Origin of the sequence: Streptomyces sp. NPDC006384 (assembly GCF_042870695.1) — a bacterium.
Lineage (GTDB): Bacteria > Actinomycetota > Actinomycetes > Streptomycetales > Streptomycetaceae > Streptomyces.
On the sequence record NZ_JBIAHR010000028.1, the window covers coordinates 38,133 to 60,345 of the forward strand.

The 22,213-nt window shown below is 73.9% G+C and carries 22 protein-coding genes and 1 pseudogene; 10 read left to right on the forward strand and 13 right to left on the reverse strand.

The features are described from left to right. Nucleotides 1-38 precede the first annotated feature (38 nt). Both ACFYOJ_RS30255 and ACFYOJ_RS30260 read right to left on the reverse strand, forming a co-directional pair. Entirely contained in the window at nucleotides 39-350 is a 312-nt protein-coding gene (locus ACFYOJ_RS30255) for a hypothetical protein (protein ID WP_356556533.1), read from the reverse strand. A gap of 79 nt (nucleotides 351-429) precedes the next feature. After that, the gene (locus tag ACFYOJ_RS30260) at nucleotides 430-1,230 is read right to left on the reverse strand and encodes a hypothetical protein (RefSeq protein WP_356556532.1); all 801 of its coding nucleotides are present in this window, start codon (nucleotides 1,228-1,230) and stop codon (nucleotides 430-432) included. Between the two features lie 637 nt (nucleotides 1,231-1,867). On the opposite strand from ACFYOJ_RS30260, the gene ACFYOJ_RS30265 reads away from it, so the two are divergent. Beyond that, nucleotides 1,868-2,083, forward strand: coding sequence for an I78 family peptidase inhibitor (locus ACFYOJ_RS30265; protein WP_356556531.1), 216 nt, complete (start codon nucleotides 1,868-1,870; stop codon nucleotides 2,081-2,083). Nucleotides 2,084-2,192: 109 nt separating this feature from the next. On the opposite strand, the gene ACFYOJ_RS30270 is transcribed toward ACFYOJ_RS30265, so the two are convergent. After that, the gene (locus ACFYOJ_RS30270; protein WP_356556530.1) at nucleotides 2,193-3,221 is read right to left on the reverse strand and encodes a phosphatase PAP2 family protein; all 1,029 of its coding nucleotides are present in this window, start codon (nucleotides 3,219-3,221) and stop codon (nucleotides 2,193-2,195) included. Nucleotides 3,222-3,480: 259 nt separating this feature from the next. After that, nucleotides 3,481-4,662 carry a glycosyltransferase family 39 protein gene (locus ACFYOJ_RS30275; protein WP_356556529.1) on the reverse strand — a complete coding sequence of 394 codons (1,182 nt, stop codon included), beginning with the start codon at nucleotides 4,660-4,662 and terminating at the stop codon, nucleotides 3,481-3,483. Between the two features lie 258 nt (nucleotides 4,663-4,920). Between ACFYOJ_RS30275 and ACFYOJ_RS30280 the strand changes: the two genes are divergently transcribed. Together ACFYOJ_RS30280 and ACFYOJ_RS30285 are read left to right on the forward strand one after the other, a co-directional pair. Continuing rightward, the gene (locus ACFYOJ_RS30280) at nucleotides 4,921-6,516 is read left to right on the forward strand and encodes an MFS transporter (RefSeq protein ID WP_356556528.1); all 1,596 of its coding nucleotides are present in this window, start codon (nucleotides 4,921-4,923) and stop codon (nucleotides 6,514-6,516) included. Between the two features lie 104 nt (nucleotides 6,517-6,620). After that, nucleotides 6,621-7,811, forward strand: coding sequence for an acyl-CoA dehydrogenase family protein (locus tag ACFYOJ_RS30285; RefSeq protein WP_356556527.1), 1,191 nt, complete (start codon nucleotides 6,621-6,623; stop codon nucleotides 7,809-7,811). 41 nt (nucleotides 7,812-7,852) lie between these two features. Here the strand turns inward: ACFYOJ_RS30285 and ACFYOJ_RS30290 are convergent, their stop codons facing one another. Continuing rightward, on the reverse strand, nucleotides 7,853-8,290 hold the full coding sequence (locus ACFYOJ_RS30290) for a cell division protein SepF (protein WP_356556526.1): 438 nt from the start codon (nucleotides 8,288-8,290) through the stop codon (nucleotides 7,853-7,855). A 291-nt stretch (nucleotides 8,291-8,581) separates the two neighbouring features. On the opposite strand from ACFYOJ_RS30290, the gene ACFYOJ_RS30295 reads away from it, so the two are divergent. The 4 genes from ACFYOJ_RS30295 to ACFYOJ_RS30310 all read left to right on the forward strand — a co-directional run bounded on the left by ACFYOJ_RS30295 (nucleotide 8,582) and on the right by ACFYOJ_RS30310 (nucleotide 13,311). Continuing rightward, a complete protein-coding gene (locus ACFYOJ_RS30295; RefSeq protein ID WP_356556525.1) occupies nucleotides 8,582-9,772 on the forward strand; it encodes a DUF5685 family protein in 1,191 nt (396 codons plus the stop codon). A gap of 211 nt (nucleotides 9,773-9,983) precedes the next feature. Continuing rightward, entirely contained in the window at nucleotides 9,984-10,769 is a 786-nt protein-coding gene (locus ACFYOJ_RS30300) for a DUF1684 domain-containing protein (RefSeq protein ID WP_356556524.1), read from the forward strand. 264 nt (nucleotides 10,770-11,033) lie between these two features. Continuing rightward, nucleotides 11,034-11,945 (forward strand): S1 family peptidase, encoded by a 912-nt coding sequence (locus tag ACFYOJ_RS30305; protein ID WP_356556523.1) that lies wholly within the window; start codon nucleotides 11,034-11,036, stop codon nucleotides 11,943-11,945. 298 nt (nucleotides 11,946-12,243) lie between these two features. Next, nucleotides 12,244-13,311, forward strand: a complete 1,068-nt coding sequence (locus ACFYOJ_RS30310) for a S1 family peptidase (RefSeq protein WP_356556522.1) — start codon at nucleotides 12,244-12,246, stop codon at nucleotides 13,309-13,311. 132 nt (nucleotides 13,312-13,443) lie between these two features. Here the strand turns inward: ACFYOJ_RS30310 and ACFYOJ_RS30315 are convergent, their stop codons facing one another. After that, nucleotides 13,444-14,502, reverse strand: coding sequence for a DUF3533 domain-containing protein (locus tag ACFYOJ_RS30315; protein WP_356556521.1), 1,059 nt, complete (start codon nucleotides 14,500-14,502; stop codon nucleotides 13,444-13,446). Between the two features lie 125 nt (nucleotides 14,503-14,627). Here ACFYOJ_RS30315 and ACFYOJ_RS30320 point away from each other — a divergent pair. Then, a pseudogene (locus ACFYOJ_RS30320) lies at nucleotides 14,628-14,855 on the forward strand (MarR family winged helix-turn-helix transcriptional regulator); the annotation flags it as partial. 75 nt (nucleotides 14,856-14,930) lie between these two features. Here the strand turns inward: ACFYOJ_RS30320 and ACFYOJ_RS30325 are convergent. Both ACFYOJ_RS30325 and ACFYOJ_RS30330 read right to left on the reverse strand, forming a co-directional pair. Further along, nucleotides 14,931-15,974: a lytic polysaccharide monooxygenase gene (locus tag ACFYOJ_RS30325; RefSeq protein WP_356556520.1), complete on the reverse strand. Its 1,044-nt coding sequence runs from the start codon at nucleotides 15,972-15,974 to the stop codon at nucleotides 14,931-14,933. 350 nt (nucleotides 15,975-16,324) lie between these two features. After that, nucleotides 16,325-16,459, reverse strand: a complete 135-nt coding sequence (locus tag ACFYOJ_RS30330) for a hypothetical protein (RefSeq protein WP_077799539.1) — start codon at nucleotides 16,457-16,459, stop codon at nucleotides 16,325-16,327. 112 nt (nucleotides 16,460-16,571) lie between these two features. Here ACFYOJ_RS30330 and ACFYOJ_RS30335 point away from each other — a divergent pair, with 112 nt between their 5' ends. Further along, nucleotides 16,572-17,177 carry a class I SAM-dependent methyltransferase gene (locus ACFYOJ_RS30335; protein ID WP_356556519.1) on the forward strand — a complete coding sequence of 202 codons (606 nt, stop codon included), beginning with the start codon at nucleotides 16,572-16,574 and terminating at the stop codon, nucleotides 17,175-17,177. A gap of 11 nt (nucleotides 17,178-17,188) precedes the next feature. Here ACFYOJ_RS30335 and ACFYOJ_RS30340 read toward each other — a convergent pair whose 3' ends face one another. Next, nucleotides 17,189-17,689 carry a DUF402 domain-containing protein gene (locus tag ACFYOJ_RS30340; RefSeq protein WP_356556518.1) on the reverse strand — a complete coding sequence of 167 codons (501 nt, stop codon included), beginning with the start codon at nucleotides 17,687-17,689 and terminating at the stop codon, nucleotides 17,189-17,191. Then, nucleotides 17,670-18,599, reverse strand: coding sequence for a GNAT family N-acetyltransferase (locus tag ACFYOJ_RS30345; protein ID WP_356556517.1), 930 nt, complete (start codon nucleotides 18,597-18,599; stop codon nucleotides 17,670-17,672). Before ACFYOJ_RS30345 ends, ACFYOJ_RS30340 begins: the two co-directional genes overlap by 20 nt. 70 nt (nucleotides 18,600-18,669) lie before the next feature. Here ACFYOJ_RS30345 and ACFYOJ_RS30350 point away from each other — a divergent pair, with 70 nt between their 5' ends. Then, a complete protein-coding gene (locus ACFYOJ_RS30350) occupies nucleotides 18,670-19,038 on the forward strand; it encodes a GntR family transcriptional regulator (RefSeq protein ID WP_356556516.1) in 369 nt (122 codons plus the stop codon). Nucleotides 19,039-19,237: 199 nt separating this feature from the next. Here the strand turns inward: ACFYOJ_RS30350 and ACFYOJ_RS30355 are convergent, their stop codons facing one another. From ACFYOJ_RS30355 to ACFYOJ_RS30365, 3 genes are read right to left on the reverse strand one after another with little or no spacing between them, the layout of a single operon-like run. Further along, nucleotides 19,238-20,068 carry a polysaccharide deacetylase family protein gene (locus ACFYOJ_RS30355; RefSeq protein WP_356556515.1) on the reverse strand — a complete coding sequence of 277 codons (831 nt, stop codon included), beginning with the start codon at nucleotides 20,066-20,068 and terminating at the stop codon, nucleotides 19,238-19,240. Next, nucleotides 20,061-21,152, reverse strand: coding sequence for a glycosyltransferase family 2 protein (locus ACFYOJ_RS30360; RefSeq protein ID WP_356556514.1), 1,092 nt, complete (start codon nucleotides 21,150-21,152; stop codon nucleotides 20,061-20,063). The genes ACFYOJ_RS30355 and ACFYOJ_RS30360 overlap by 8 nt, the downstream gene beginning before the upstream one ends. Next, complete coding sequence (locus tag ACFYOJ_RS30365; RefSeq protein WP_356556513.1) at nucleotides 21,149-21,976, reverse strand: glycosyltransferase family 2 protein; 828 nt, start codon at nucleotides 21,974-21,976, stop codon at nucleotides 21,149-21,151. Before ACFYOJ_RS30365 ends, ACFYOJ_RS30360 begins: the two co-directional genes overlap by 4 nt. Nucleotides 21,977-22,213: the final 237 nt, after the last annotated feature.

Genomic DNA, 22,213 nt, shown 5'->3' on the forward strand with positions numbered 1-22,213 from the left:
CGGTCCCGGCGGGACCGCCCCTTTCTCCTTGTCCGCGCTCACGCGCCCCGGCGGGGGGCGGGCGGCAGCGCGGCGGGCACGTGGCGCATCGTCCCGGTGCCGTGCGGACCGAGCTGGCCGACGCGCTGCCACGGCGACTGCTGGCCGGACCGGGTGCTGTGGGCGCCCGCGCTGTAGGCGCCGTACCGGCCGCGGAACATGTTCCCGAACCCGGTGAACTCCCATTCCTCCTCGCCGCTGCGATCCCCCGGCAGCGAGCGGAAGGACCGGACGTACTCGGCGTAGAGCGCGTCGTAGATCGGCGTGGCCGAGGGGCCACCGGGTCGGTGGAAGGAGTCGTATGCGTGCACGTATGTCCAAACGACCCCGGGGCGGAAGGGATGCGGCCCGGAGTGCCGCCGCCGCCCGCGGGTCTCGCCGCGGGCGGTCTCAGGTCCCGGCGAGGGGCAGCGCGGCGGCGACCAGCCGCCCGTTCGCCGAGGCCCTGTCCAGCGCGTCGCGCAGCAGGTCCTCCCGGGGCTGCCGGCCGATCGTCCCGACCGGTGCCGCGAACAGCAGGGCCTGCTGCTGCTTGTTGGCGGCCGTGCGCCAGCCCTCGGTGACCTGGAGCGGCTGGTGCGCCTGCCACCAGGCGACCGGCCGGCCGCCGTCCGTCCCCGGCTGGAGCACCGCGTGCAGCCGGCCCATGGCGAGCAGCACCGACCAGCCGTGCAGCACGGCGGGGGTGGTGGACAGCTCGGTGACCGGAGCGAAGCCCTGCTCGATCAGCAGCGGCAGGAACTCGTCGGCGGTGCCGGTGGTGCCGGGCCGTACGATCGGGGCGGTCGGCTCCACCACGAGCGCCGGGTGCAACTCGCCCGCGATCAGCACCAGCCCGCTGGTCACGCCCAGCACGGCCTGCTCGGGCTCGGGCGCGGCCGCCTGAGGCTCCGGCTCCGGCTGCGGGCGGGCGGAGCCGGAGCTGATGGACCTCACCGCTCCCTGGAGCTGCTCCTCGGTCACCTTGACGACCTGCGAGGGCAGGCAGCCGGCGTGGGCGAAGGCGAGCACGGCGGTCTCGTCCCCGACGAAGAGGACGGTGCTGGTGCGCTCCTGCTCGCAGTCGCCCGGGGTGCGGCAGGACGTGCAGTCGTAGCTGCCCGGGGCGGACTCCCCGGCGAGCAGGCGGTCGGCTTCTTCGTCGCCGATCTCGGCGCGTACCTCGTCGCTGACGTCGAGCATGCGCGGCACGGGTGGCTCCCTCGGGATGCGGTGCGTGGCCGGACCGGGTGGCTCCCGGCCCGCGGTCCGGGCGGGTCCCCGGCTCATGCACAAGACAACGGGCGATCCGCGGCGGGGGTCACGCCCGGGGGCGGACGGAATCGAACCGCCCGGTGCCCGGGCCACCCGGTCACGGCGCCGCTCACCCCTTGCCAACTGCGCTTTCCCACAACGGGGTTGAGCGGTGCCGACGTGCCGGAGCCGTGACATCGACAGGTCGGCAGGTCGACAGATCGGGAAATCCCCCCGTTGACCCTGCCGGTCCCGTCGCTCCTGCCGCCGTTCGTCCCGGTCCCGGTGAGCGGCCCCGCAGCGGTTCCGCCGCTCCGTCCCCCGTATACCCGTGCTGAATTGTCCGCGCGGAATGCGCACGGCTCGGGAGCGGCGGCTCCGGATTGTCCGTTCGTCTATTCGAGAGGTGGGGGTGGCGCGTGGGAATTGCCCCGCGGGTGCGCGTGGGGGAGGACGGAACGCCCCTTGGTGTGACGGGGTTCCGTCAAAAGGAGCGTCATGATCTTGTGACAGTAATGTGACCGGAGGGGAGTGAATGACCCTCCGTTATGGGCCGGGCCTTCCACGGCCGTGGAGCAGGGCCTAGCGTGGAGACATGGCACCCATTCCGACGCCCCCGGCCGAGCCCCAGGACAGTCCCGACGCGTATGTCGGCCTCGATTCCGCCACGGCCGAACGGCGCGCGCGCGAACGCGGCTGGCCGACGGTGCGGGCGCTGGCGCCGGGCACGGTCATCACGATGGAGTACCGCGTGGGCAGGCTGAACTTCGAGGTGAAGGACGGGCGCGTGTCCCGCGCCTGGAAGGGCTGACACACGCCGACGGCCCCGCCCCTCCCGCGTTTCCGCGCGGAGAGGCGGGGCCGTCGTGCTGCGGGGGGAGGAGCGTGCGTACCCGGTCCCCGCAGGCCCGCGCCGGCGGTCAGCCGCCCGACAGGGGGCGTGCGGCCGGGGCCGTGTTGCGCGGTTGGCGGTCGGCGTGCGGCGGACGGCGGCTGCCCGCCGGGGTGACCGGCGTACGGTCCGAACGGGCGGTGTGCGGGCCCGGGGCCAGGTGCGCCGGGAGGTGCACCGGGGCCTTGGTGCGGGGCGCCGCGACCGGCTCGGGGGCCGGCTCCTCCGGCTGCCGGACCACGGGGTGCGCGGGTGCCGCAGGTGTGGCGACCGGCGCCTTCCCGGTCCTCGTACGGCCGTGCCGGGCGGACCAGCGGTCCCGCAGGCCGAGGATCCGCGCCTCGGCCCGGGCGATCAGCGGCTCGAACCACGGCAGCGCCAGCAGGATCAGCAGCCCCGCCGCCCAGCCGAGGAGAACGTCGCTGAGCCAGTGTGTACCGAGGTAGACGGTGGACATCCCGACCCCGAGGGACGTGACCGCCGACAGTGCCGACAGCCAGCGCCGCGCCCGGGGGGTCGAGGCCATGTAGGCCAGGATTCCCCAGGTCACGACGGCGTTCGCGGTGTGACCGCTCGGAAATATATCGCCGCCGAGCCACATCTCGTTCGCGCCGATCGTGGTCGCGTAGTGCGGCCCCAGCCGTCCCATGCCGATCTTGGCGGCGCCGACGGTGAGGTTCAGCAGCAGCAGCGAGGTGCCGAGCGCGAGCAGCGGCCGCAGCGTGTGCTGCCGCCAGGAGCGCCAGCCGAGCCAGGCCGCCACCATCACCGCCGTGGGGCCGCGCTGGCCGAGCACCACGTAGTAGTCGACGAACGCGTGGATCTCCGGCCACTGCTGGTAGGGCCGGAAGAACATGACCTGCCAGTCGAGCCGGACCAGCCACGAGGTGACCACCACGGCCCACACGATCGCGGCGTAGAACGCGAGTGTTCCGGCGAGCAGCGCGACGCGGTGCCGGCTCATCTCCGGCACGACCAGGTGGGCCGGCCGTTCCGGCTCCCGGTCCAGTCTCGCGAACACCCGGTCCAGACGGGTGAGGTTCCGTTCGGTACGCACCTAATCGACGTTACAGCGAGTGAGGAGTGATCCCCGCCGAATCAACGGCTTTGTGATGACGATGTGATGTGGGATTCCTCTCAGGGCGATGTTTATTTCCGAGGGATCCGTATTGCCCGCGCTTACGGACTTCAATTCTTTTCATCGGCTCGGTCGGCGGTTTTATCGTGTTTATGAAAGCGTTCACCGAATGCTGGCGCGGTATTTCCCGGGAACTCGCCGTGTGCTCACCCGGCGCTCACCGGGCGGCGGGGCACGGTCAGGGCGGACCGGAGCCGTTCAGCCAGAACGCGCCGTACCCGGCCGAGACGACCGCCACGCCCGCGACCACCAGCGCGGCCCCGGACGTCCGCAGCCGCGCCAGGGCCAGGGCGGGTGGCAGCAGCAGCGGGAAGGCGGGTATGAGCAGCCGGGGCTTCGAGCCGAAGTAGCTCGACGCGCACAGAGCGAGGACGGTGACGGCACCCGCGTACACCAGCAGCGCGAGCGGCTGCCGCTGCCGCACGCAGACGACGTACAGCCACAGCAGCAGGGCGACCCCGGCGATCAGGGCGAGGCCCGCGAGCACCGAGGGGAACGACGTGAGCAGGCCGCCGGTGAACCGGGCGAAGGCCAGGCCGCCGTCGAAGCCGTTGCGCCAGCCGGCCTGGACGTCGAGATAGCCGAGCGGGCCCCCGCCCGTGCGGTGCCCGACCCACAGCACGTACCCGGCGGCGCCCAGGGGCGCGAGCAGCACGCCGAGCAGGCACCGCGGGCCGGCGGCGTCGCCCGGTCCGCGGGCACCGCCCGGGACGGACTCCTCCCGGCGCCACGGCCGGGCCGCGACGGCCGCCGCCCACACCGCCGCCGTCACCGCGAGCCCCACCGGCCGGGTCAGCCCGGCCAGCGAGGCCAGCACCCCCGCCGTGACCCAGCGCCCGGTCAGCACCGCGTACAGGGACCAGGCGGCGAGCGCGGTGAACAGGGACTCGCTGTACGCCATCGACTGCACGATCCCGACCGGCAGCACGGCCCACAGCAGCGCCGCGTACACCCCCGCGCGACGGCCGTACAGGTGCTCGGCGACCGCGAAGACCCCCCAGGCCGCCGCGAGCGAGGCGAGCAGCGACACCACGAACCCGGCGTCCGCGTACGACCACGGCCCCGCCGCCGCGCCGAGCCGCTCCAGCCAGGGCAGCAGCGGGAAGAAGGCCAGGTCGGAGTGGACGTCGCCGTTGGGCAGCCGTACCTCGTAGCCGTAACCGAACTCGGCGACCCTGGTGTACCAGAGGGAGTCCCAGCGCGCCGTCAGCAGCGTGTACGCGTTCTTGTCGCGCGCGGCGCTCCACAGGGCCAGGACGAGCAGCCCCAGGGCGCGCACGGCCGCGTAGCCGGCGAGCGCCGGGGCGGCCCGGCGCAGGGCACCGGAGCGGCCCGGTGTGCGCGTTTCAAGATCGGTCACGGGCCCGATTATCCGCCGGACACCGGACCGGCCCGCCGGCCGGGCCGACGGGAGGCGGGAGCCCCGTGGCGGACGCCACACGGACGGCGCGGAATGTGTGAGACCCGCCACGGGCACGGTGCCCGCTCTCGCGTACGCTGACGAGCCACTCGCGTTCCGTTGCACGGCCCGGAGCCCCCGCTCCTCTCCGGGCGAGCCGCAGGGAAGTCCCCGCCCCGCGGCCCCGCCGGACGCGAGGGAACTCTTGGAGGTACGCGCATGTCCGTGACGACCACGGCTGCCGCCGCGCTGCGCCGCCGGGCCGCCGCCAACCGCTGGGTGGTCCTCGTCGTCCTCTGTGTCAGCCTGCTGCTGGTCGCCGTCGACGCCACCGTGCTGCACGTGGCGGTCCCCGCCGTCACGGAGGACCTCAGGCCCGGCGCGATCGAGCTGCTCTGGATCGTCGACGTCTACCCCCTGGTCTGCGCCTCGCTGCTGATCCTCTTCGGCACGCTGGGCGACCGGGCCGGCCGCAGACGGGTGCTGCTCCTCGGGTACGCGCTCTTCGGCGTCGCCTCCGCGCTGGCGGCCCTCGCCGAGAACGCCCAGGTCCTGATCCTGGCCCGCGCGCTGCTCGGCGCCGGCGGAGCGATGATCATGCCGGCGACGCTGTCGATCCTGCGGCAGGTCTTCCCCGACCGGCGGGAGCGGGCGCTGGCCATCGGCGTCTGGAGCGCCGTCGCCGCGGTCGGCGCGGCGGTCGGCCCGCTGCTCGGCGGCTTCCTGCTGGAGCACTTCTGGTGGGGCTCGGTCTTCCTCGTCAACATCCCGCTGATGCTGGTCAGCCTGCCGGTGGGGCGGCTGCTGCTGCCCGAGTCGAAGGGCGACGGCACCGGCCCCTGGGACGTGACCGGCGCGCTGATGGCGGCGGCCGGTCTGTTCGGGGTCGTCCTGGGCGTGAAACGGCTGGGCGGCGGCGCATCGCCGGCGAGCGTGCTCACCGTGCTGCCGCTGGTGGCGGGCGCGGTCCTGCTGGCCGGCTTCGTGCGCCGGCAGCGACGCCGTACGCATCCGCTGGTCGACCTGCGGATGTTCCGGCGGCCGGCCTTCAGCACGTCGGTGGGGTGCATCGTGCTGGCGATGCTCGCGCTGGTCGGACTGGAGCTGATCGCGGCGCAGTACCTGCAGCTGGTGCTCGGGCTGTCGCCGCTGGAGACCGGGCTGCGGCTGCTGCCGCTGACCTTCGCGGCGATGGCGGCGGGCCTCGCGGGCGCGCGCCTGCTGCGGCGCCTCGGTCCGCGCCGGACGGTGTGCGCCGGGTTCTGTCTGACGGCGGTGGCGGTGCTGCTGCTGACGGCGATGGGCCGGGAGGACGACTGGGCGCTGCTGGCGTCCGGGTTCGTCCTGCTGGGCTTCGGGCTGGAGACGACCCTGTTCGGGGCGTACGAGTCGATGCTGAGCGAGGCGCCGCAGGAGCAGTCCGGCGGGGCGGCGGCGATCGGGGAGACGGCGTACCAGCTGGGCGCCGGGATCGGGATCGCGCTGCTGGGCAGCGTGATGAACGCGGCGTACGCGCCCGGGGTGACGGGCGGGGTGCCCGGGGTCCCGGCGTCCGCGTCGGCGGCGGCGGGGCACTCGCTGGGGGAGGCGTACGACGTCGCCGCGCGGCTCGGGGGGCCCGCGGGGCAGGCGCTGCGGCAAGCCGCGGGCGATGCCTTCGTGCACGGGCTGCACGTGACGCTGCTGGTGAGCGCGGGGCTGCTGGCGCTGGGGGCGGTGATGGCGCTGCGGCTGCCGCGGGTGATGCAGTGCGAGGGGGACAGGGCGGCGGTGCCCGCGCCCCGGGACGCCGTGGAGTCACGCGTTCCGGCGTGACCGCGGGCGGGAGGCGGATGGTGGACGTGCGGGACGCCGCATCGTAACGTCGGCACGACAACAGTGACTAGCGCCGCTAGTTTCCGTGTTCCGGAGGGTGTTCCATGGCCTCGTCGCCCAAGCTGCCCGCGTTCGACCCCGCCGACCCGCTCGGCCTCGACGACCTGCTGGAGCCGGAGGACCTGGCGGTCCGGGACACCGTGCGGAACTGGGCCGCGGACCGGGTGCTGCCGCACATCGCGCAGTGGTACGAGAAGGGCGAGCTGCCCGAGGTCAGGGAACTCGCCCGCGAACTGGGCGGGATCGGCGCGCTCGGCATGCCGCTGGAGGGCTACGGCTGTGCCGGCGCCAGTGCCGTGCAGTACGGGCTGGCCTGCCTCGAGCTGGAGGCGGCCGACTCCGGCATCCGCTCGCTCGTCTCCGTCCAGGGCTCCCTCGCCATGTACGCCGTCCACCGCTTCGGCAGCGAGGAGCAGAAGCGGGCCTGGCTGCCGCGGATGGCCGCCGGCGAGGTCATCGGCTGCTTCGGACTGACCGAGCCCGACCACGGCTCCGACCCCGCGAACATGCGCACCCGCGCCAGGCGCGACGGCGGCGACTGGGTGCTCGACGGCCGGAAGATGTGGATCACCAACGGGTCGGTGGCCGGCGTCGCCGTCGTCTGGGCGCAGACCGAGGAGGGGATCCGCGGTTTCGTCGTGCCGACCGACAGCCCCGGTTTCTCGGCGCCCGAGATCAAGCACAAGTGGTCCCTGCGGGCCAGTGTCACCAGCGAACTCGTCCTCGACGGCGTACGGCTGCCCGCCGACGCCGTGCTGCCGGAGGCCAACGGCCTGCGCGGACCGCTGAGCTGTCTCAACCACGCCCGCTACGGCATCGTCTGGGGGGCGATGGGCGCGGCCCGCAGTTCCTTCGAGGCGGCCCTGGAGTACGCGAGGACGCGGGAGCAGTTCGGGCGGCCCATCGGAGGTTTCCAGCTGACCCAGGCCAAGCTCGCCGACATGGCGGTCGAACTGCACAAGGGGATCCTGCTCGCCCATCACCTGGGGCGGCGCCTGGACGCCGGCCGCCTGCGTCCCGAGCAGGTCAGCTTCGGCAAGCTCAACAACGTGCGGGAGGCCATCGGCATCTGCCGCACGGCGCGTACGATCCTCGGCGCCAACGGGATCTCCCTGGAATATCCCGTGATGCGGCACGCGACGAACCTGGAATCGGTGCTCACCTACGAGGGCACCGTCGAGATGCACCAGCTGGTGCTGGGCAAGGCGCTCACCGGACTCGACGCCTTCCGGTGAGGCGGGGGGCGGGGGACGGGGCCGTGGAGTGCGGCCCCGCCTCAGCTCTGGTTGAAGAAACCGTCCGACCGGTGCGCGGCCGGCTCACCGCTGATCACCTGGGTGTCGGCCGGGGACAGCAGGAAGACCCGGGTGGAGACCCGCTCGATCGAACCCCGCAGGCCGAAGATCAGCCCGGCCGCGAAGTCCACGACGCGCTTGGCGTCGCCGGGCTCCATCGCCGTCAGGTTCATGATGACCGGGACACCCTCCCGGAACAGCTCGCCGATGGCGCGCGCGTCCCGGAAGCTGTCCGGAGTGACCGTGCCGATGCGGCGGCCCTTCTCCTCGGCGACGTCCGAGGCCACCTTCACCCGGGGGTCCGTGACCCAGGCGTCCGGGGACTCGGTGCCCTCGGAGTAGTCGTCGTCGTAGTAGCGCTCGTCTTCGTTGTCGTCGACGAGGCCGAGCCACGCACTCGCCTTGCGTACCGATCCCATGGACGCCTCCTCTCACAGCGGTCTTCCGTGCCTTCCGCTTCCCTATGGTCATCCATGATGCGGACGTCGCGCCAAGTGGACAGACGCCGCGCGGGGGGTTTGTGACGGTACTGGTGCACAGCGAATCCGTCGAGAGTCCTTGTGTCCCAAGGGCCGTTCCCCAAACGGGCGCTGACTGTGAGTGAAATATGATTGTTCGCGGCGGACGGGTGAGGCGGAGTGCGTACGGGTGAAGCCGCGGCCGGTACGATGCCGCAGCTCAGCGTCGTACGGAACCACGGGGGAATGGTCGTGTTCGGAATCGTCAGGCCGTGCAGGCACCGTCTCGGAGAGAGTCTCACCAGTCAGTGGATGGCGCACCTGTGCGGATTGTGCCTGGCGCTGCGCAAGGACCACGGGCAGTTCGCGCGGATCGTGACGAACTACGACGGGCTGCTCGTATCGGTGTTGACGGAGGCTCAGGCCGAGCGGGGCGGCGCGGGGGCCGGCCGGCGTACGGCGGGGCCGTGTCCCCTGCGCGGGATGCGCACCGCCTCCGTCGCGCACGGTGAGGGCGCCCGGCTCGCGGCGGCCGTCTCCCTGGTGCTGGCCTCGGCGAAGGTGCGCGACCACGTCGCCGACGGGGACGGGCTGCTGGCGCGCCGGCCCGTCGCCCGCGCCGCCCGCCGGGTCGCCGCCGGCTGGGACGCGGCCGGCCGGCGCGGCGGCGGCGCCGTCGGCTTCGACACCGCCGTCCTGGTCGACGCCGTGGACCGGCAGACCGGCATCGAGGCGCTCGCCGGGCCCGGCACCCCCCTGCTCACCGTCACCGAGCCGACCGAGACGGCGACCGCCGCCGCCTTCGCCCACACCGCCCACCTCGCCGGACGGCCGCACAACGCCGCGCCGCTCGCCGAGGCGGGCCGTCTGTTCGGCCGGCTCGCGCATCTCCTGGACGCCGTGGAGGACCAGGAGGCCGACGCCGCCTCGGGTGCCTGGAACCCGCTCACCGCCACCGGCACCCCGCGCGCCGAGGCCCGCCGGCTCGCCGACGACGCCGTGCACGGGATACGGCTGGCGCTGCGCGAGGTCGCCTGGGGGTCCGGGGCCTCCCCGGAAGGGCACAGCACCGACGGCCGGCTGGTGCACCGGCTGCTGGTGCACGAGTTGGGCGCCTCCGTCGACCGCGCCTTCGGCACCCCCTCCTGCGCGCACGGCGGCCACCCGTACGCCCCTCCCGGCGTCCCGGGCGGTCCCGGAGCGCCGATGCCCCCCGAGCCGCCGCGCCGCGACCGGCGGGGCCTGCTCGCGGGGTGTGCCGTGTGGCTGGGACTGGCCTGCACGTGCCAGATGTGCTGCGGCACCTACGAGGACCCCTGGAGCAGGCAGCGCAGGGAGGGGCTGTGCAACAGCTGCGGCGACTGCTGCGGATGCTGTGACTGCTGCAGCGGCTGCGGCGAAGGGTGCTGCTGCTGCGGCGAGAGCTGCGGGTGCGACTGCTGAGGGCCCGTCAGGTACCCGGCTGCGGGGCGGGAGCCGGGTGCGCCGATGCGGCCGGTTCCGTCGTCCGGCGGGTGCCGCACGGCCTCGTGCGCCGGGGCGTGCCGCTGCCTTCCGCTGCCGCGCAGGCGCGGCGTCTTCTGTACGGCGCACGAGGACGGCGCCCTGCGCCGGCGTCCCGGTCCGGCCGGACCGGTGTGGAAGGGTTGCTCCCATGACGACGGACGCATCCGAGGAATGGAAGCGCTGGCACGAACAGCGCGTGGCGACGGTCTCGACGCCCTACGGGCCGCTGGCGCTGACCGGCACGTACTGGCTGGAGGACTGTCCGGAGGGGAAGATTCCGGACATTCCCGGGACCTGGAGGGCGGACGGCGACGCCGTGGTGCTGACGGCGACCGGGGCGGACGGGCTGACCGTGGACGGCCGGCCCCTCGACGGAGAGGTCCGGCTCGCCGCAGACCCGGGCCCGGCGGACGCGGCCCGGGTGGCGCACGGCGAACGGCGCCTGGTCGTCCTGGAGCGCGAGGGAGCCTGGGGCGTGCGCGACTTCGACCCGTCCTCCGCGGCGCGGCGCGCCTTCCGCGGCATCGTGGCCACGCCCTACGACCCGCGCTGGTCGGTACCGGGCCGCTTCACGCCGTACGGCGACGGGCGGCGCAGCGTGCGGGTGCCGAACGCGGACGGGCGGGAACGCGGGCTCGGCCTCGGCGGGGAACTGGCCTTCACCCTGGGCGGCCGGGACCACACGCTCCAGGTGAGCGTGGAGGACGACGGCTCGCTGTGGGCCGTCTTCGCCGACGACACCAGCGGCGACACCAGTTACCGCTTCCGGTTCCTGCGGCCGGCCGCGCCGGACGCCGGGGGACGCACCACGGTCGACTTCAACCGCGCGCTGCTGCCGCCGTGCGCCTTCGCCGACCACTTCATCTGCCCCTTCCCGCCGCCGGGGAACACGCTGACGACCGGTGTCGAGGCGGGTGAGCGCGGACTGGCCTGATCCCCGGCACGGGGGGTGCGGGCGACTCGGACGGCACAGGGGACACAGGGGACCCGGACGGCTCGGGCGGCCCGGACGGCGCAGGTGGTGACCGAAGGCCGAAAGGCACTCTTGCGCCGACCGGTCGTTCGGCCGAATACTCCAACCTCAGCGCTTGTCAGGGGCACGGCGTGTTCGGAACCCGGACGTCCCGTTCCCTGACTGCGCCTCACGGGCCCCAACCCCACGAAGGGGCCCCCGACTTCCCCCGTGGAGGAACGTAAAGTGAGGATCAAGCGCACCACCCCCCGCAGCGGCATCACGAGACGGACCCGGCTGATCGCCGTCGCCACCGGCCTCGTGGCCGCGGCCGCCGTCGCGGTCCCCAGTGCCAACGCGGCCGGCGACGCGCCCGCCACCTTCAGTGGCGCGGAACTCCGGAGCGCCAGCAGCGCCGTGCTCGAGGCCGACGTCCCCGGCACCGCCTGGGCCGTCGACGCCAAGACCGGCAAGGTGCTCGTCACCGTCGACAGCACGGTCACCCAGGCCGAGATCGCGAAGATCAAGGAAGAGGCCGGCGACAAGGCGGACGCCCTCACGATCAAGCGCACCCCCGGCACGTTCACCAAGCTCATCCAGGGCGGCGACGCCATCTACGCGAGCAGCTGGCGCTGCTCCCTCGGCTTCAACGTCCGTGCGAGCAACGGCACCCAGTACTTCCTGACCGCCGGCCACTGCACCGACGGCGCGGGCACCTGGTACTCCAACTCCGGACGCACCACGGTCCTCGGCTCGACCGCCGGATCCAGCTTCCCGGGCAACGACTACGGCATCGTCCGGTACACCAACACGTCCGTCAGCAAGCCCGGCACCGCCAACGGCGTGGACATCACCCGCGCGGCCACCCCGAGCGTGGGCACCACCGTCATCCGTGACGGCTCCACCACCGGCACCCACAGCGGCCGGGTCACCGCCCTGAACGCCACCGTCAACTACGGCGGCGGCGACATCGTCTCCGGGCTGATCCAGACCACGGTCTGCGCCGAGCCCGGCGACTCCGGCGGCCCGCTCTACGGCAGCAACGGCACCGCGTACGGCCTGACCTCCGGCGGCAGCGGCAACTGCTCCACCGGCGGCACGACCTTCTTCCAGCCGGTCACGGAGGCCCTGAGCGCCTACGGCGTCAGCGTCTACTGAGACCCCGTCCCCACCAGCGCAGCCGGCGGCACCACGAGCCCCCGCACGCGAACGGCGTGCGGGGGCTCCCCGCTGTCCGGGCACTTCGCCGCTCGCGCGGAGCCTCCTGGAGGGGCGGGAGTGGTGAAGGACGTGTGTGCGCACCGGAGTTGTCGTGCGCACGTCCCGAAGGCGACCTTGTGCGCCCCGTACGGGGTTCGGGACAGTGAGGTTCGTCAACCATCCTTCCGGCCCCCGAGTCCCCCACGGTCTCCCGGGCCGACCCCCCACAGGAGGACGTGAGTTGAAGCACCGACGCATGCCCGGACGACGGGCGGCCGCGGCGGGCGCGGGCATCGCCGCACTGGTCGTCACGGCAGTCACCCTCCCGCACGCGAACGCCGGCGAGACGCCGCGGACGCCCGCGCCCCGGACCCTGTCGGCCGCGGCGGCCGGAGAACTCGCGACCACGCTGCTCGACGGCCTCGGCGGCGGCGCGGCCGGCACGTACTACGACGCGAAGGCCGGGAAACTCGTCGTCAACGTGCTCGACGGGGACGCCGCGCGGACGGTCGAGGAGGCCGGCGCCGAGGCGAGAATCGTCGAGAACTCGCTCGCCGAGCTGGAGAGCGCGCGCACCGTCCTGGCGAAGGAAGCGGCCGTCCCGGGCACCTCCTGGGTGACCGATCCGACCGCCAACAAGGTCGTCGTCACCGCGGACCGTACGGTCTCCGGGACCGAGTGGGCCAGACTGGCCGAAGTGGTCGGGAAGCTCGGCACCAAGGCCGGACTGAAGCGGACCGAGGGCGAGTTCAAGGCCTTCGTCGCGGGCGGCGACGCCATCACCGGAGGCGGCGGGCGCTGCTCGCTCGGCTTCAACGTGACCAAGGGCGGCCAGCCGTACTTCCTCACCGCCGGCCACTGCACCGAGTCCGCCACCACCTGGTCGGACGCCTCCGGCACCGTCATCGGCCGAAGCGAGGTCTCCAGCTTCCCGGGCGACGACTACGGCCTGGTCGCGTACACCGCCGACGTGGACCACCCGAGCGAGGTGAACCTCTACGACGGCACCGCCCAGGCCGTCTCGGGCGCCGCCGAGGCCACCGTCGGCATGCGGGTGACCCGCAGCGGCTCCACCACCCAGGTGCACTCCGGCACGGTCACCGGCCTGGACGCCACCGTGAACTACGGCAACGGCGACATCGTCGACGGCCTGATCCAGACCGACGTCTGCGCCGAGCCCGGCGACAGCGGCGGTCCGCTCTTCTCGGGCGACAAGGCCGTCGGCCTCACCTCCGGCGGCAGCGGCGACTGCACCTCGGGCGGGGAGACCTTCTTCCAGCCCGTGACGGAGGCCCTGTCGGCCACCGGCACGCAGATCGGCTGAGCGTACGCACCTGTGGAGTCCCGTCCCTCGTGCGAGGGGCGGGACTCCTGCATGCGGACGGCGGGGGCCGCATGCGCACGGCGGGGACCGCCGCCCGCGCCCGTCTGTGAGGGGACCGCCCGCCCGGGCCGGTCAGCCGGCCTGCGTGGGCAGCTCCGGTTCCTGACGCCGGCGGCGCAGCGCGGCCGTCAGCAGCGTGATCACCGTGCCCGCGACCGCCCACGCCCACAGCACCAGCAGGGAGCCGGTCCCGGCGTTGCCCTTGAAGTAGGCGATCGAGCGGGCCGCCCACGTCCCCGCGCCCGGCGGCAGCGCCGGTCCGATCGCCTTCCAGAACGGTGGCAGCAGCGGCAGCGGGAAGGCGCCGCCCGCGCTCGGGTTGCCGGCGATCACCACCAGCAGGATCGCCAGCCCGATGCCGACGATCCCGAAGAGGCCCTGGAGGGCGAGCGTGGCGGCGCCCACCGAGAAGGTGACCAGCGCGCCGAGCCCCCACAGATCCGCCACGCCGCCGGGCAGCGCCCCCAGGATCGGCCCGACGATCACCGCGCCGCCCAGTCCGCCGACGATCGCCACCAGCGCCATCGCGATCAGGCGGATCGCCGCGCGCCGCGGATTGGCCGGCCGGGCACCGGTGCTGATCGCCAGGATCGAGGCGCACAGGTAGCCGCCGACGCACCAGCCCACGACCAGGTAGAAGGACGACAGTCCGTTGAAGTCGTGGGCGGAGGCCGGGGCCACGTCGACGGTCCGCACGGTGCGGCCCTGGGCCTTCTCGAACCTGGCGGTGATGCCCTCCAGGGCGGTGGCGAGGGCGGTGCCGCCACCGGTGGCGACCAGCAGGGTGTCCCGGTCGCCCCGGGGGTCCACGATCAGGGCGCCGTCGATGTCGCGGTCCATGATCTGCTGCCGGGCACTCGCCTCGTCGGCCACCGCGCGCGGATCCAGTGGCGAACCGGGCAGTCCCTCCAGCCGGTCCACCGTCTGTCCGGCGGCCGCCTTGGGCGCGACCACGCCGAAGGGCACGTCCTTCGGCTTCGGGTCGTGCAGCGCTCCCACGTAGGAGGCGATGAACAGCAGCTGGAGCGCGATCACGCCGAGGACGAGCACGGTGGCCCGCGGGGTGACGGCGTCCTTGACCTCGTCGAGGAAGGAGGGTCTTCGCATGTCGGTGCCCGAGGTGTGCGCCATGCCCTCACGGTCCGGGCGCCCGGCCGCCCACGCAGGCGGGAAGGGGCCGAACGGGTGCCGAACGGGTGTGCGGAGAGGGGGCGGGTCAGTTGGCCCACGGGGGAGCGATCCGGGTGCCGTCGGTCGAGCTGGTCCGCAAGGGTTACGTCGAACGCCGGCCGCACCCCGTCGACGCGCGGGCGCGGCTGGTCGTGCTGACCGAGCGGGGGCGGGCCTGCACGCGGGCCGCGGAAGAGGCGGCGGGGGAGGCCGTGGGGGCGTGGGCCGATGTACTCGGGGAGGGCGGGCTCGCGGAGCTGCGGGAGGGCCTCCTGCGCATCGCGCCGGACGGGCCGGTCCGTCCCGCGTGGTGACCGCGCCCGGCACGCCGCGTGGGGCCTGTCCGGTCGAGCCGCCGGACAGACCCCGCCTTTTCCCGCGCCGTGCCGTCAGCGGCCGTGCCGGCCGCCCGTCAGCGCCCGTCGGCGCACCGACGCGAACAGCACGGCCGCGCCGAGGGCCAGGGTGGCGGCCCCGCCGACCGCGAGGTAGGCCGTGCTGCTGTCCCCGCCGGTCTCGGCGAGGTTCTCGGTGCTCCCGCCCGCGGCCTTCACCTCGTCGGTCCCACCGGCCGCGGCGGCCTCGGGGGCCGCGTCGGACGCCTCCTGCGGGGCGGCCGGGCCGGTCGGGTCCGTCGTCGTCATGGCGTCCTGGTCGCCGTGGCCGTGGTGCTCGATCGTCGACTTGTCGGCAGCGGCCGCGAGCTGCTCCTCGGACGGGGCGGAGGCCTCGGGGGCCGGGGCGGCGGCGTCCGTGGAACCGCCGGCCGCGCCGCCGCCGCTGCCTCCGCCGCCGAAGGAGACGTCCGAGCAGGAGTAGAACGCCTCCGGGCTGTCCGAGCGCTGCCAGACCGCGTACAGCAGGTGCTTGCCGGTGCGCTCGGGCAGGGTGCCGGAGAAGGTGTAGTAGCCGCCCGAGGCGACCGGGTCGGTGACCGTCGCCACCGGGGCGGACAGATCGAGGTCGCCCCAGCCGAGCGGCTTGGCGGGGTCGTAGCCGGGCTTGGTGATGTAGACCTCGAAGGTGCCCTTGTGCGGGGCGGTCACACGGTACTTGAAGGTGTACGCGCCACTCTTCACGCCGGTCGCGGGCCAGTCGGCGCGGACCAGGTCGAGGCCCTTGAACTCCGCGTTGTTCGCGCTGCACAGCTTCCCGTCCGGGATCCGCTCCTGGTGCCGGCCGCCGACGTCGCCGATGCGGACACCGTTCCAGTCGTAGAGCGCCTGGGTACCGCCGGCCGCGACCGCCGCCTTGCACGCGGCCGACTTCGGGTTCTCGGCGCCCTCGGCGTAACACTGGGAGACCCGGCTGACCGGGTCGCCCATCGAGCCGTGCGCCGACGCGGGCGCGGCGGCCAGCGCGGTCAGGGCGAGCGGGGAGAGGCCGGCGACGGCGAAGGCGGCGGCCCTGCGGGCCACGGACGGTGCGGGCATGGTGGAACTCCTCGAAACGGTCACGGGGGATGTGCTGAACCGGGCCGGAACCCGTGGGGTCGACCGGAAAACTAGCCCCAGAAAACCGTGAAAACGCCCGCCGGAGGCGGGCGATGAAGATCCTTATGGTCGCGTTAAGGGAGCACTCAGGCTGGGCTGAGGTAAGTGCCGTCCGGCACGGCGGACGGGAGCCGGCCCGGCGGGCGGTCACCGCGGACGTGCCGGCGGTGGAGCAGGGGAACCACGTGACGCACGGCGCGCGGCCGTGGAGCGCCGGGTGGACGGGCCCTGCGACCGTGTCCACCACCGCGGGCGGCTGCTCCGGCACGTCTCATGACGTGAGCGCCCGGTCAGTTGTCCGGCCACCAGGTACGGGCGATGTCCTTGCGGACCTCCGGGCGCCCCGCGGGGCGTTCGTCGGCCTCCTCGCGGACTCGGCGGGCGTCGGTCTTCTTCAGGGGCTTCTGCACGGTCAGACGGCGCATGGCTGCCTCCTCACGGATCCACCGGGTTCCGCGTTCTCACGGAGGTAGACCCCTTCCCTGGAAGCTGGTCATCGATGCATCGTTGTCAGTGGCGGATGTCACTCTTGGGCTCATGGCGAACGACAGTGACAGGACGACCGCGGCGGGTGTCGACTGGGATTCCATGGCCGCCGGCTTCGACGAGGAGGCCGACCACGGGCTGCGCGACCCGGGTGTGCGCCGGGCCTGGGCCGCCCGGATGCGGTCCTGGCTGCCCGCCCCGCCCGGCGATGTCCTCGATCTGGGCTGCGGCACCGGCAGCCTGTCGCTCCTCGCGGCCGAGCAGGGACACCGGGTGACCGGAATCGATCTCTCCCCGGCCATGGTGGAACTGGCCCGGGCGAAACTCGCCGGTCGTGACGCCGTGTTCCTGACCGGTGACGCGGGGGCGCCGCCGGTGGGCGAGCGGCGCTACGACACCGTCCTGGCCCGGCACGTGCTGTGGACGCTGCCCGGCCCCGGCCGCGTCCTGGCGCACTGGCGGGGGCTGCTGCGGCCGGGAGGCCGGCTGGTCCTCGTCGAGGGCGTGTGGGGGAGCGTCTCCCCGGTCGGCATATCCGCCGGCCTGCTCGCCCCGCTCGGCGGGCAGATCCGGGTGGAACTGCTGTCCGACGACCCGTCGTTGTGGGGCAGGGAGGTCGACGACGAGCGGTACGCGGTGGTCGTGCTGCCCGCGTGACCTCCGGGCGTCTACGCCAACAGGTCCGTGAAACGGCCGTCGTGGGCCAGCCGCTCCAACTCGTCCAGGGCGGCCACGGCGGCACCGGCGGCCTCCGGGTCCCGTTCCGCCAGGCCGCTCCCGGCGAACTCGTCCTCGTCCAGCCGCCGCACGTCCGTACCGTCCGCGGAGCGCCACAGGTCGAGGTCGAGGTCCTCGACGACCAGTTCGGTGCCGGTGAGCACGGCGGGGCGGGTGACGTCGCAGTACCAGCCCCTCAGCGCGCCGGCGGCCGTCCGGACCTCCTTCACCGCGTACCACCGGTCCCGCCAGTAGTACTCGGTGAAGACGTCGCCGGGCTCGAAGCGCACGAAGCCGAAGTCGCGGACGCCGTCACCGGCCCAGGGGGCGCGGACGGCGACACGCGTGCCGTCGTCGTGCAGCAGCGTGCCCGTGTACCGGATCTTCGTACGGCCCGCCTTGACCAGGACGACGTCCACCGCGGCCGGTGCCTCAGCCGAGTTCGCGGACATGGCGCACCTCCGTGGCGCAGACCTCGTACCCGAGCCACGTGTTGATGGCGAGCATCGGGCCGTTGTCGGTGTCGTTGCCCGTGTACGCCTCCGTGTATCCGGCGGCGCGGGCGCGGTGCAGGGAGTCGGTCTTGGCGAGTTTGGCCAGACCTCGGCCGCGATGGGAGCGGACGGTGCCGGTCATGGCGGTGGAGTAGCGGGCGTTGCCGTCGGTGTAGGCGACGCTGAAGGCGACGGGGCGGCCGTCGGCGACCACGACCGTGGTCAGTTCGCGGTTCAGCAGCGGATGCCGCCAGGTCTCCGCGAGCCAGGCCTCGTAGTCCGTGAACTCGACGTCGACGTCGCTCGGTTCGTCCGCCACCGTCTCCGCGTCCAGTTCGAACACGGGGCGCGGATCGTCGGCGAAGTCGGCTGCGGTGCGCAGTTCGACGCCCGGGGGAGGAGACCACAGGGGCGGCAGCGTGGCGTTCGCCAGGCCGAGCCGGAGGAAGTGGGCGGAGCGCCGCCGCTCGTAGCCGTGCCGCTCGGCGAAGGCCAGGGCGGCGGGCTCGTCCAGCACCCAGGCGAACAGCTTCGTCGCCCCCTCGGAGGCCAGGTACTCCTCCGCCGCGCGCACCAGCAGCCCGCCTGCGCCGCGCCGGACCCTGTCCGGGCGGACGTAGACGTTGAGGTAGGCCTGACCGGGTTCCGGGCTGTCGTGGACCAGCCCGATCTGGGCCGTGCCGATCGTCTCCCCGTCCTCCTCCGCGACGAGGGACCGGCTCCGGGCCTTCGGGTGGGTGTGGGCGAGGCGGTGGACGACGGCCTCGGGCGTCCACAGGATGAACGGCAGGGCGAGGTGACGGACATGGGCGAAGGCCGCGACGTCGGCCGGATCGTCGGGACGGAGGTCGCGCACGAGAACGGTCATGGGGGCGCACGCTACGGCGGACGGGCGGCCGGGCGCCTCCCGTTTTCCCGGGATACGGGACAATCGCCGGGTGACCTTGATGATCCACATCGACGACGGTGCCCCGCCCTACGAGCAGGTGCGCGCGCAGATCTCCGAACAGGCCCGGTCGGGCGCGCTGCCCGTCGGGTACCGGCTGCCGACGGTGCGCGGACTGGCCGAGTCCCTGGGGCTCGCCGCCAACACCGTCGCCAAGGCGTACCGGGCCCTGGAGGCGGACGGCGTGATCGAGACGCGGGGCCGCAACGGCACGTTCGTCGCCGCCGCGGGCTCCGCGGCGGAGCGGGAGCTGGCGGCCGCCGCGCAGGTCTACGCCGAGCGGGCCCGGAGGCTCGGGCAGGCGGAGTCCGATGCGCTGGACGCCGTGCGCGATGCCCTGCGGGCGGCTTACGGGGGGTGAGCGCCGCCCCGGCGGAGCCCGGGGCGGCCGCGGGGCCACGGGCGGGCCACCGGGTCCGGATACGCGGACGCCGTGCGCACCCGGTCCCCCGGCGCACAGGGCGGACGCGGCGTACCGGGGGCACGCGACGCACTGGCCGTGCGCCGTACCGGACCGTGCGGCCGGTACGGCACACGGTCGGTGCCCCGGCGCCCGTGGTTCAGGTACCGGCCCCCCGCGACCGGCCCAGCGCCCGCCCCCGCACCCGGCGTGTCCCGCGGAGCACGGCGTACCCCTTGGTGAGGGCGCGGTCCCGGGCGAAGGTGCGGGCGACGGACCGCCCCTCGAGCAGCCGGGCGAACTCCCCGGGCCCCGTACTGCGGCGCACGGTCACCCGCCGCAGGGCGTACGGACCCTGCCGCCGGCGTGCCAGGCCGTTGCCGACGGCGAGCGCCTGGGCGTACCCCGTCTCGCGCACCGCCCGCCGCACCCGGCGGTCCGAGTAGCCGTACGGGTAGGCGAACGAGACCGGCTCGGCGCCCAGTTGGTCGCAGAGGATCTCCCTGCAGTGGATCAGCTCCCACCGCAGCCGCTCCTCGCCGAGCTGGTCGAGCTGCGGATGCGTGTGGCTGTGGCCGCCGATCTCCACGCCGGCGGCCGCCAGTTCGCGGACCTGGTCCCAGTCGAGCATGGTGTCCAGCGCGCCCCCCGTGTCGTAGGGGCCGCGCAGCCAGCCGGTCGTCACGAACAGCGTGGCGGGGAAGCCGTGCTCGGCGAGGGCGGGCAGGGCGTGCCGGTGCACGCCCTCGTAACCGTCGTCGAAGGTGATCAGGACGGGCCGCTCCGGCAGGGGGCGGCCGGTGCGCCAGGCGGCGGCCAGTTCCGCGGTGCCGACCGGGGTGAGGCCCCGGTCGGCGATCGCCGCCATCTGTCCGGCGAAGGCCCGCGGGGTCACGGACAGGGCGCGGGTGGCCTCGTCCGGGTCCTGCGCCACCGCGTGGTACATGAGGATCGGGACGCGCGCGTCGTCCGCGAGGGGCTTCTCACCCATGCGCGCCCCTTTCGGCTCCGAGGATGTCCTTGTCCGTGCGGGCTCCTCCGGATCCGTGGGGACCTTCGGCCTCGTGGATCCCCCCGCCCGCGCGCGCCCCCTCGACGGGCGGCACCGAGAACGTCGCGCCGCCGCGCCGCGCCCGTACGCTGCCCACCACGTAGCCGCCCGCCGTCGTGAGCACCCCGGCGACGATCGCGCCCGCCCGGCCCGCGCCGCCCGGGCGGGCCAGCACGGCGTCGCGCAGCCCGCGTACCACCCCGGCCGGCAGCACCCGGGTCGCGTACCGGCGTTCGGACTCCAGGCCCTTGCCGGCGCCGACGCTGCGGGCCACCAGGGCCTTGGACAGGCCCTCGGCCCAGGTGCGGGAGCGGAAGTAGGCGAAGTGCTCGCGGGCCTTCGGCACCCGGTGGTGGATCACCGCCCGGTCGTCGAGCAGCAGCACCGCGTCGGGCCGGGCGCGGGTGAGCCGGATGCACAGCTCCGTCTCCTCGCAGCCCAGCGGGCGCTTGTCGCCGTCGCGTCCGATGCCGGTGGCGAAACCGCCCGCCGCGTCGAACGCCTCGCGCCGGAAGGAGGCGTTGCCGCCGAGCACGTTGCGCACCCGGGCCCGGCCGGACGGCAGACCGCGGTACGTGCAGCCCACCACCCAGTCGAACTCCTCCGGGAACCAGACGGGCCGGCGCCCCGACGCCCAGACGGGCTCGGTGCGCCCGCCGACGGCCATGACCGCCGGGTCGGCGTACGCCTCGGCGAAGTGCCGCAGCCAGTCGCGTTCGGCCACGGCGTCGTCGTCGAGGAAGGCGACGACCTCGCCGCGCGAGGCGGCGATGCCGGTGTTGCGGCCGGCGGACAGCCCGCGGGGGCCCGCGTTGGCGAGCACCCGCACCTCCGGGGCCTCCTTGTACTCCTTCAGCAGCCGCTCCCGGAGCGCCTCGTTGTGGTCGACGACCAGCAGCGTCTCCAGGGCCGGGTGGGACTGCGCCCGCACCGAGGAGACCGCCGCGAGGATGTCCTCCCAGCGGTCCTCGGTGTAGACGCAGATCACCACGGAGACCGTGGGGGAGGGGACGGCAGTGCTCAAGACGCCTTCCCCCGCGCCGGGCCGGCCGACACGAGCGTCGGCGAGTGCGTACGGCCGCGCAGCGCACGGCGGTTGGAGCGCTCCCGGAGGATGACTCTGAGCACCCGCAGCCCGTCCCGCACGGCGCGCAGGTTGCTGACGCCGTGGATGCGCAGGTACTCGTGGCTGGGGATCTCCTGCACCTTCAGGCCGGCCTTGACGACCCGGATGTTCATCAGGGTCTCGACCTCGAAGCCGGTGCAGTCGAGGTCGATCTTGTCCAGGCAGTGCCGCCAGAAGGCGTTGTAGCCGTAGCACAGGTCGGTGTAGCGGGCGCCGAACTTCCGGTTGACGACCGCGCACAGGGCGGCGTTGCCGAGTCTGCGGACGAAGGTCATGTCGTCGGTGCCACCGCCGTTGGCGAAGCGGGAGCCCTTGGCGAAGTCGGCGCCCGAGACGAGGGCGGAGACGTAGGAGACGATCTCCTGGCCGTCGGCCGAGCCGTCGGCGTCGACCATCACGATGATGTCCCCGGTGCACGCCGCGAAGCCGGTGATCAGCGCGTCGCCCTTGCCCTTGCCGCGCTGCTCGACGATCTTGACGTCCGGCCACAGCTCCCGGGCGACCCGGACGGTGTCGTCGGTGGAGTTGCCGTCCACGAGGACGACCTCGTGTATCCAGTCGGGCAGCGTCTTGAAGACGTAGGGAAGGTTCTCCGCCTCGTTCATCGCGGGGATGACCACGCTCACCGGCGGCGCGATGGCCAGGTGCGAGGAGACGGGCCGGTACTTCCCGGCGGGTGTCGGACCGCTGTCCGTCGCCGCCGGCTGCAGAACTGAGCTCATGAGTCTGATCCCTCTCGTCCGGCGGACCGCCCGCCCCAGGGGCGGTCCGGCTCTGTCTCCGGTTCGAAAGGGGGGTTCTCACCCACGGCGCGACGGAATGGACCCCCGTTGCGTGCCAGGTGAGCTGGCGAAGCCTGTCGACGCCGGCAAGAGAAACGGCAGCCGACCGCGCGGCACGGCCCGGAGACCGGTGCGGTCACCGAGCACGGCACCCCCCTACCGCGCGTCCCGTCCCGG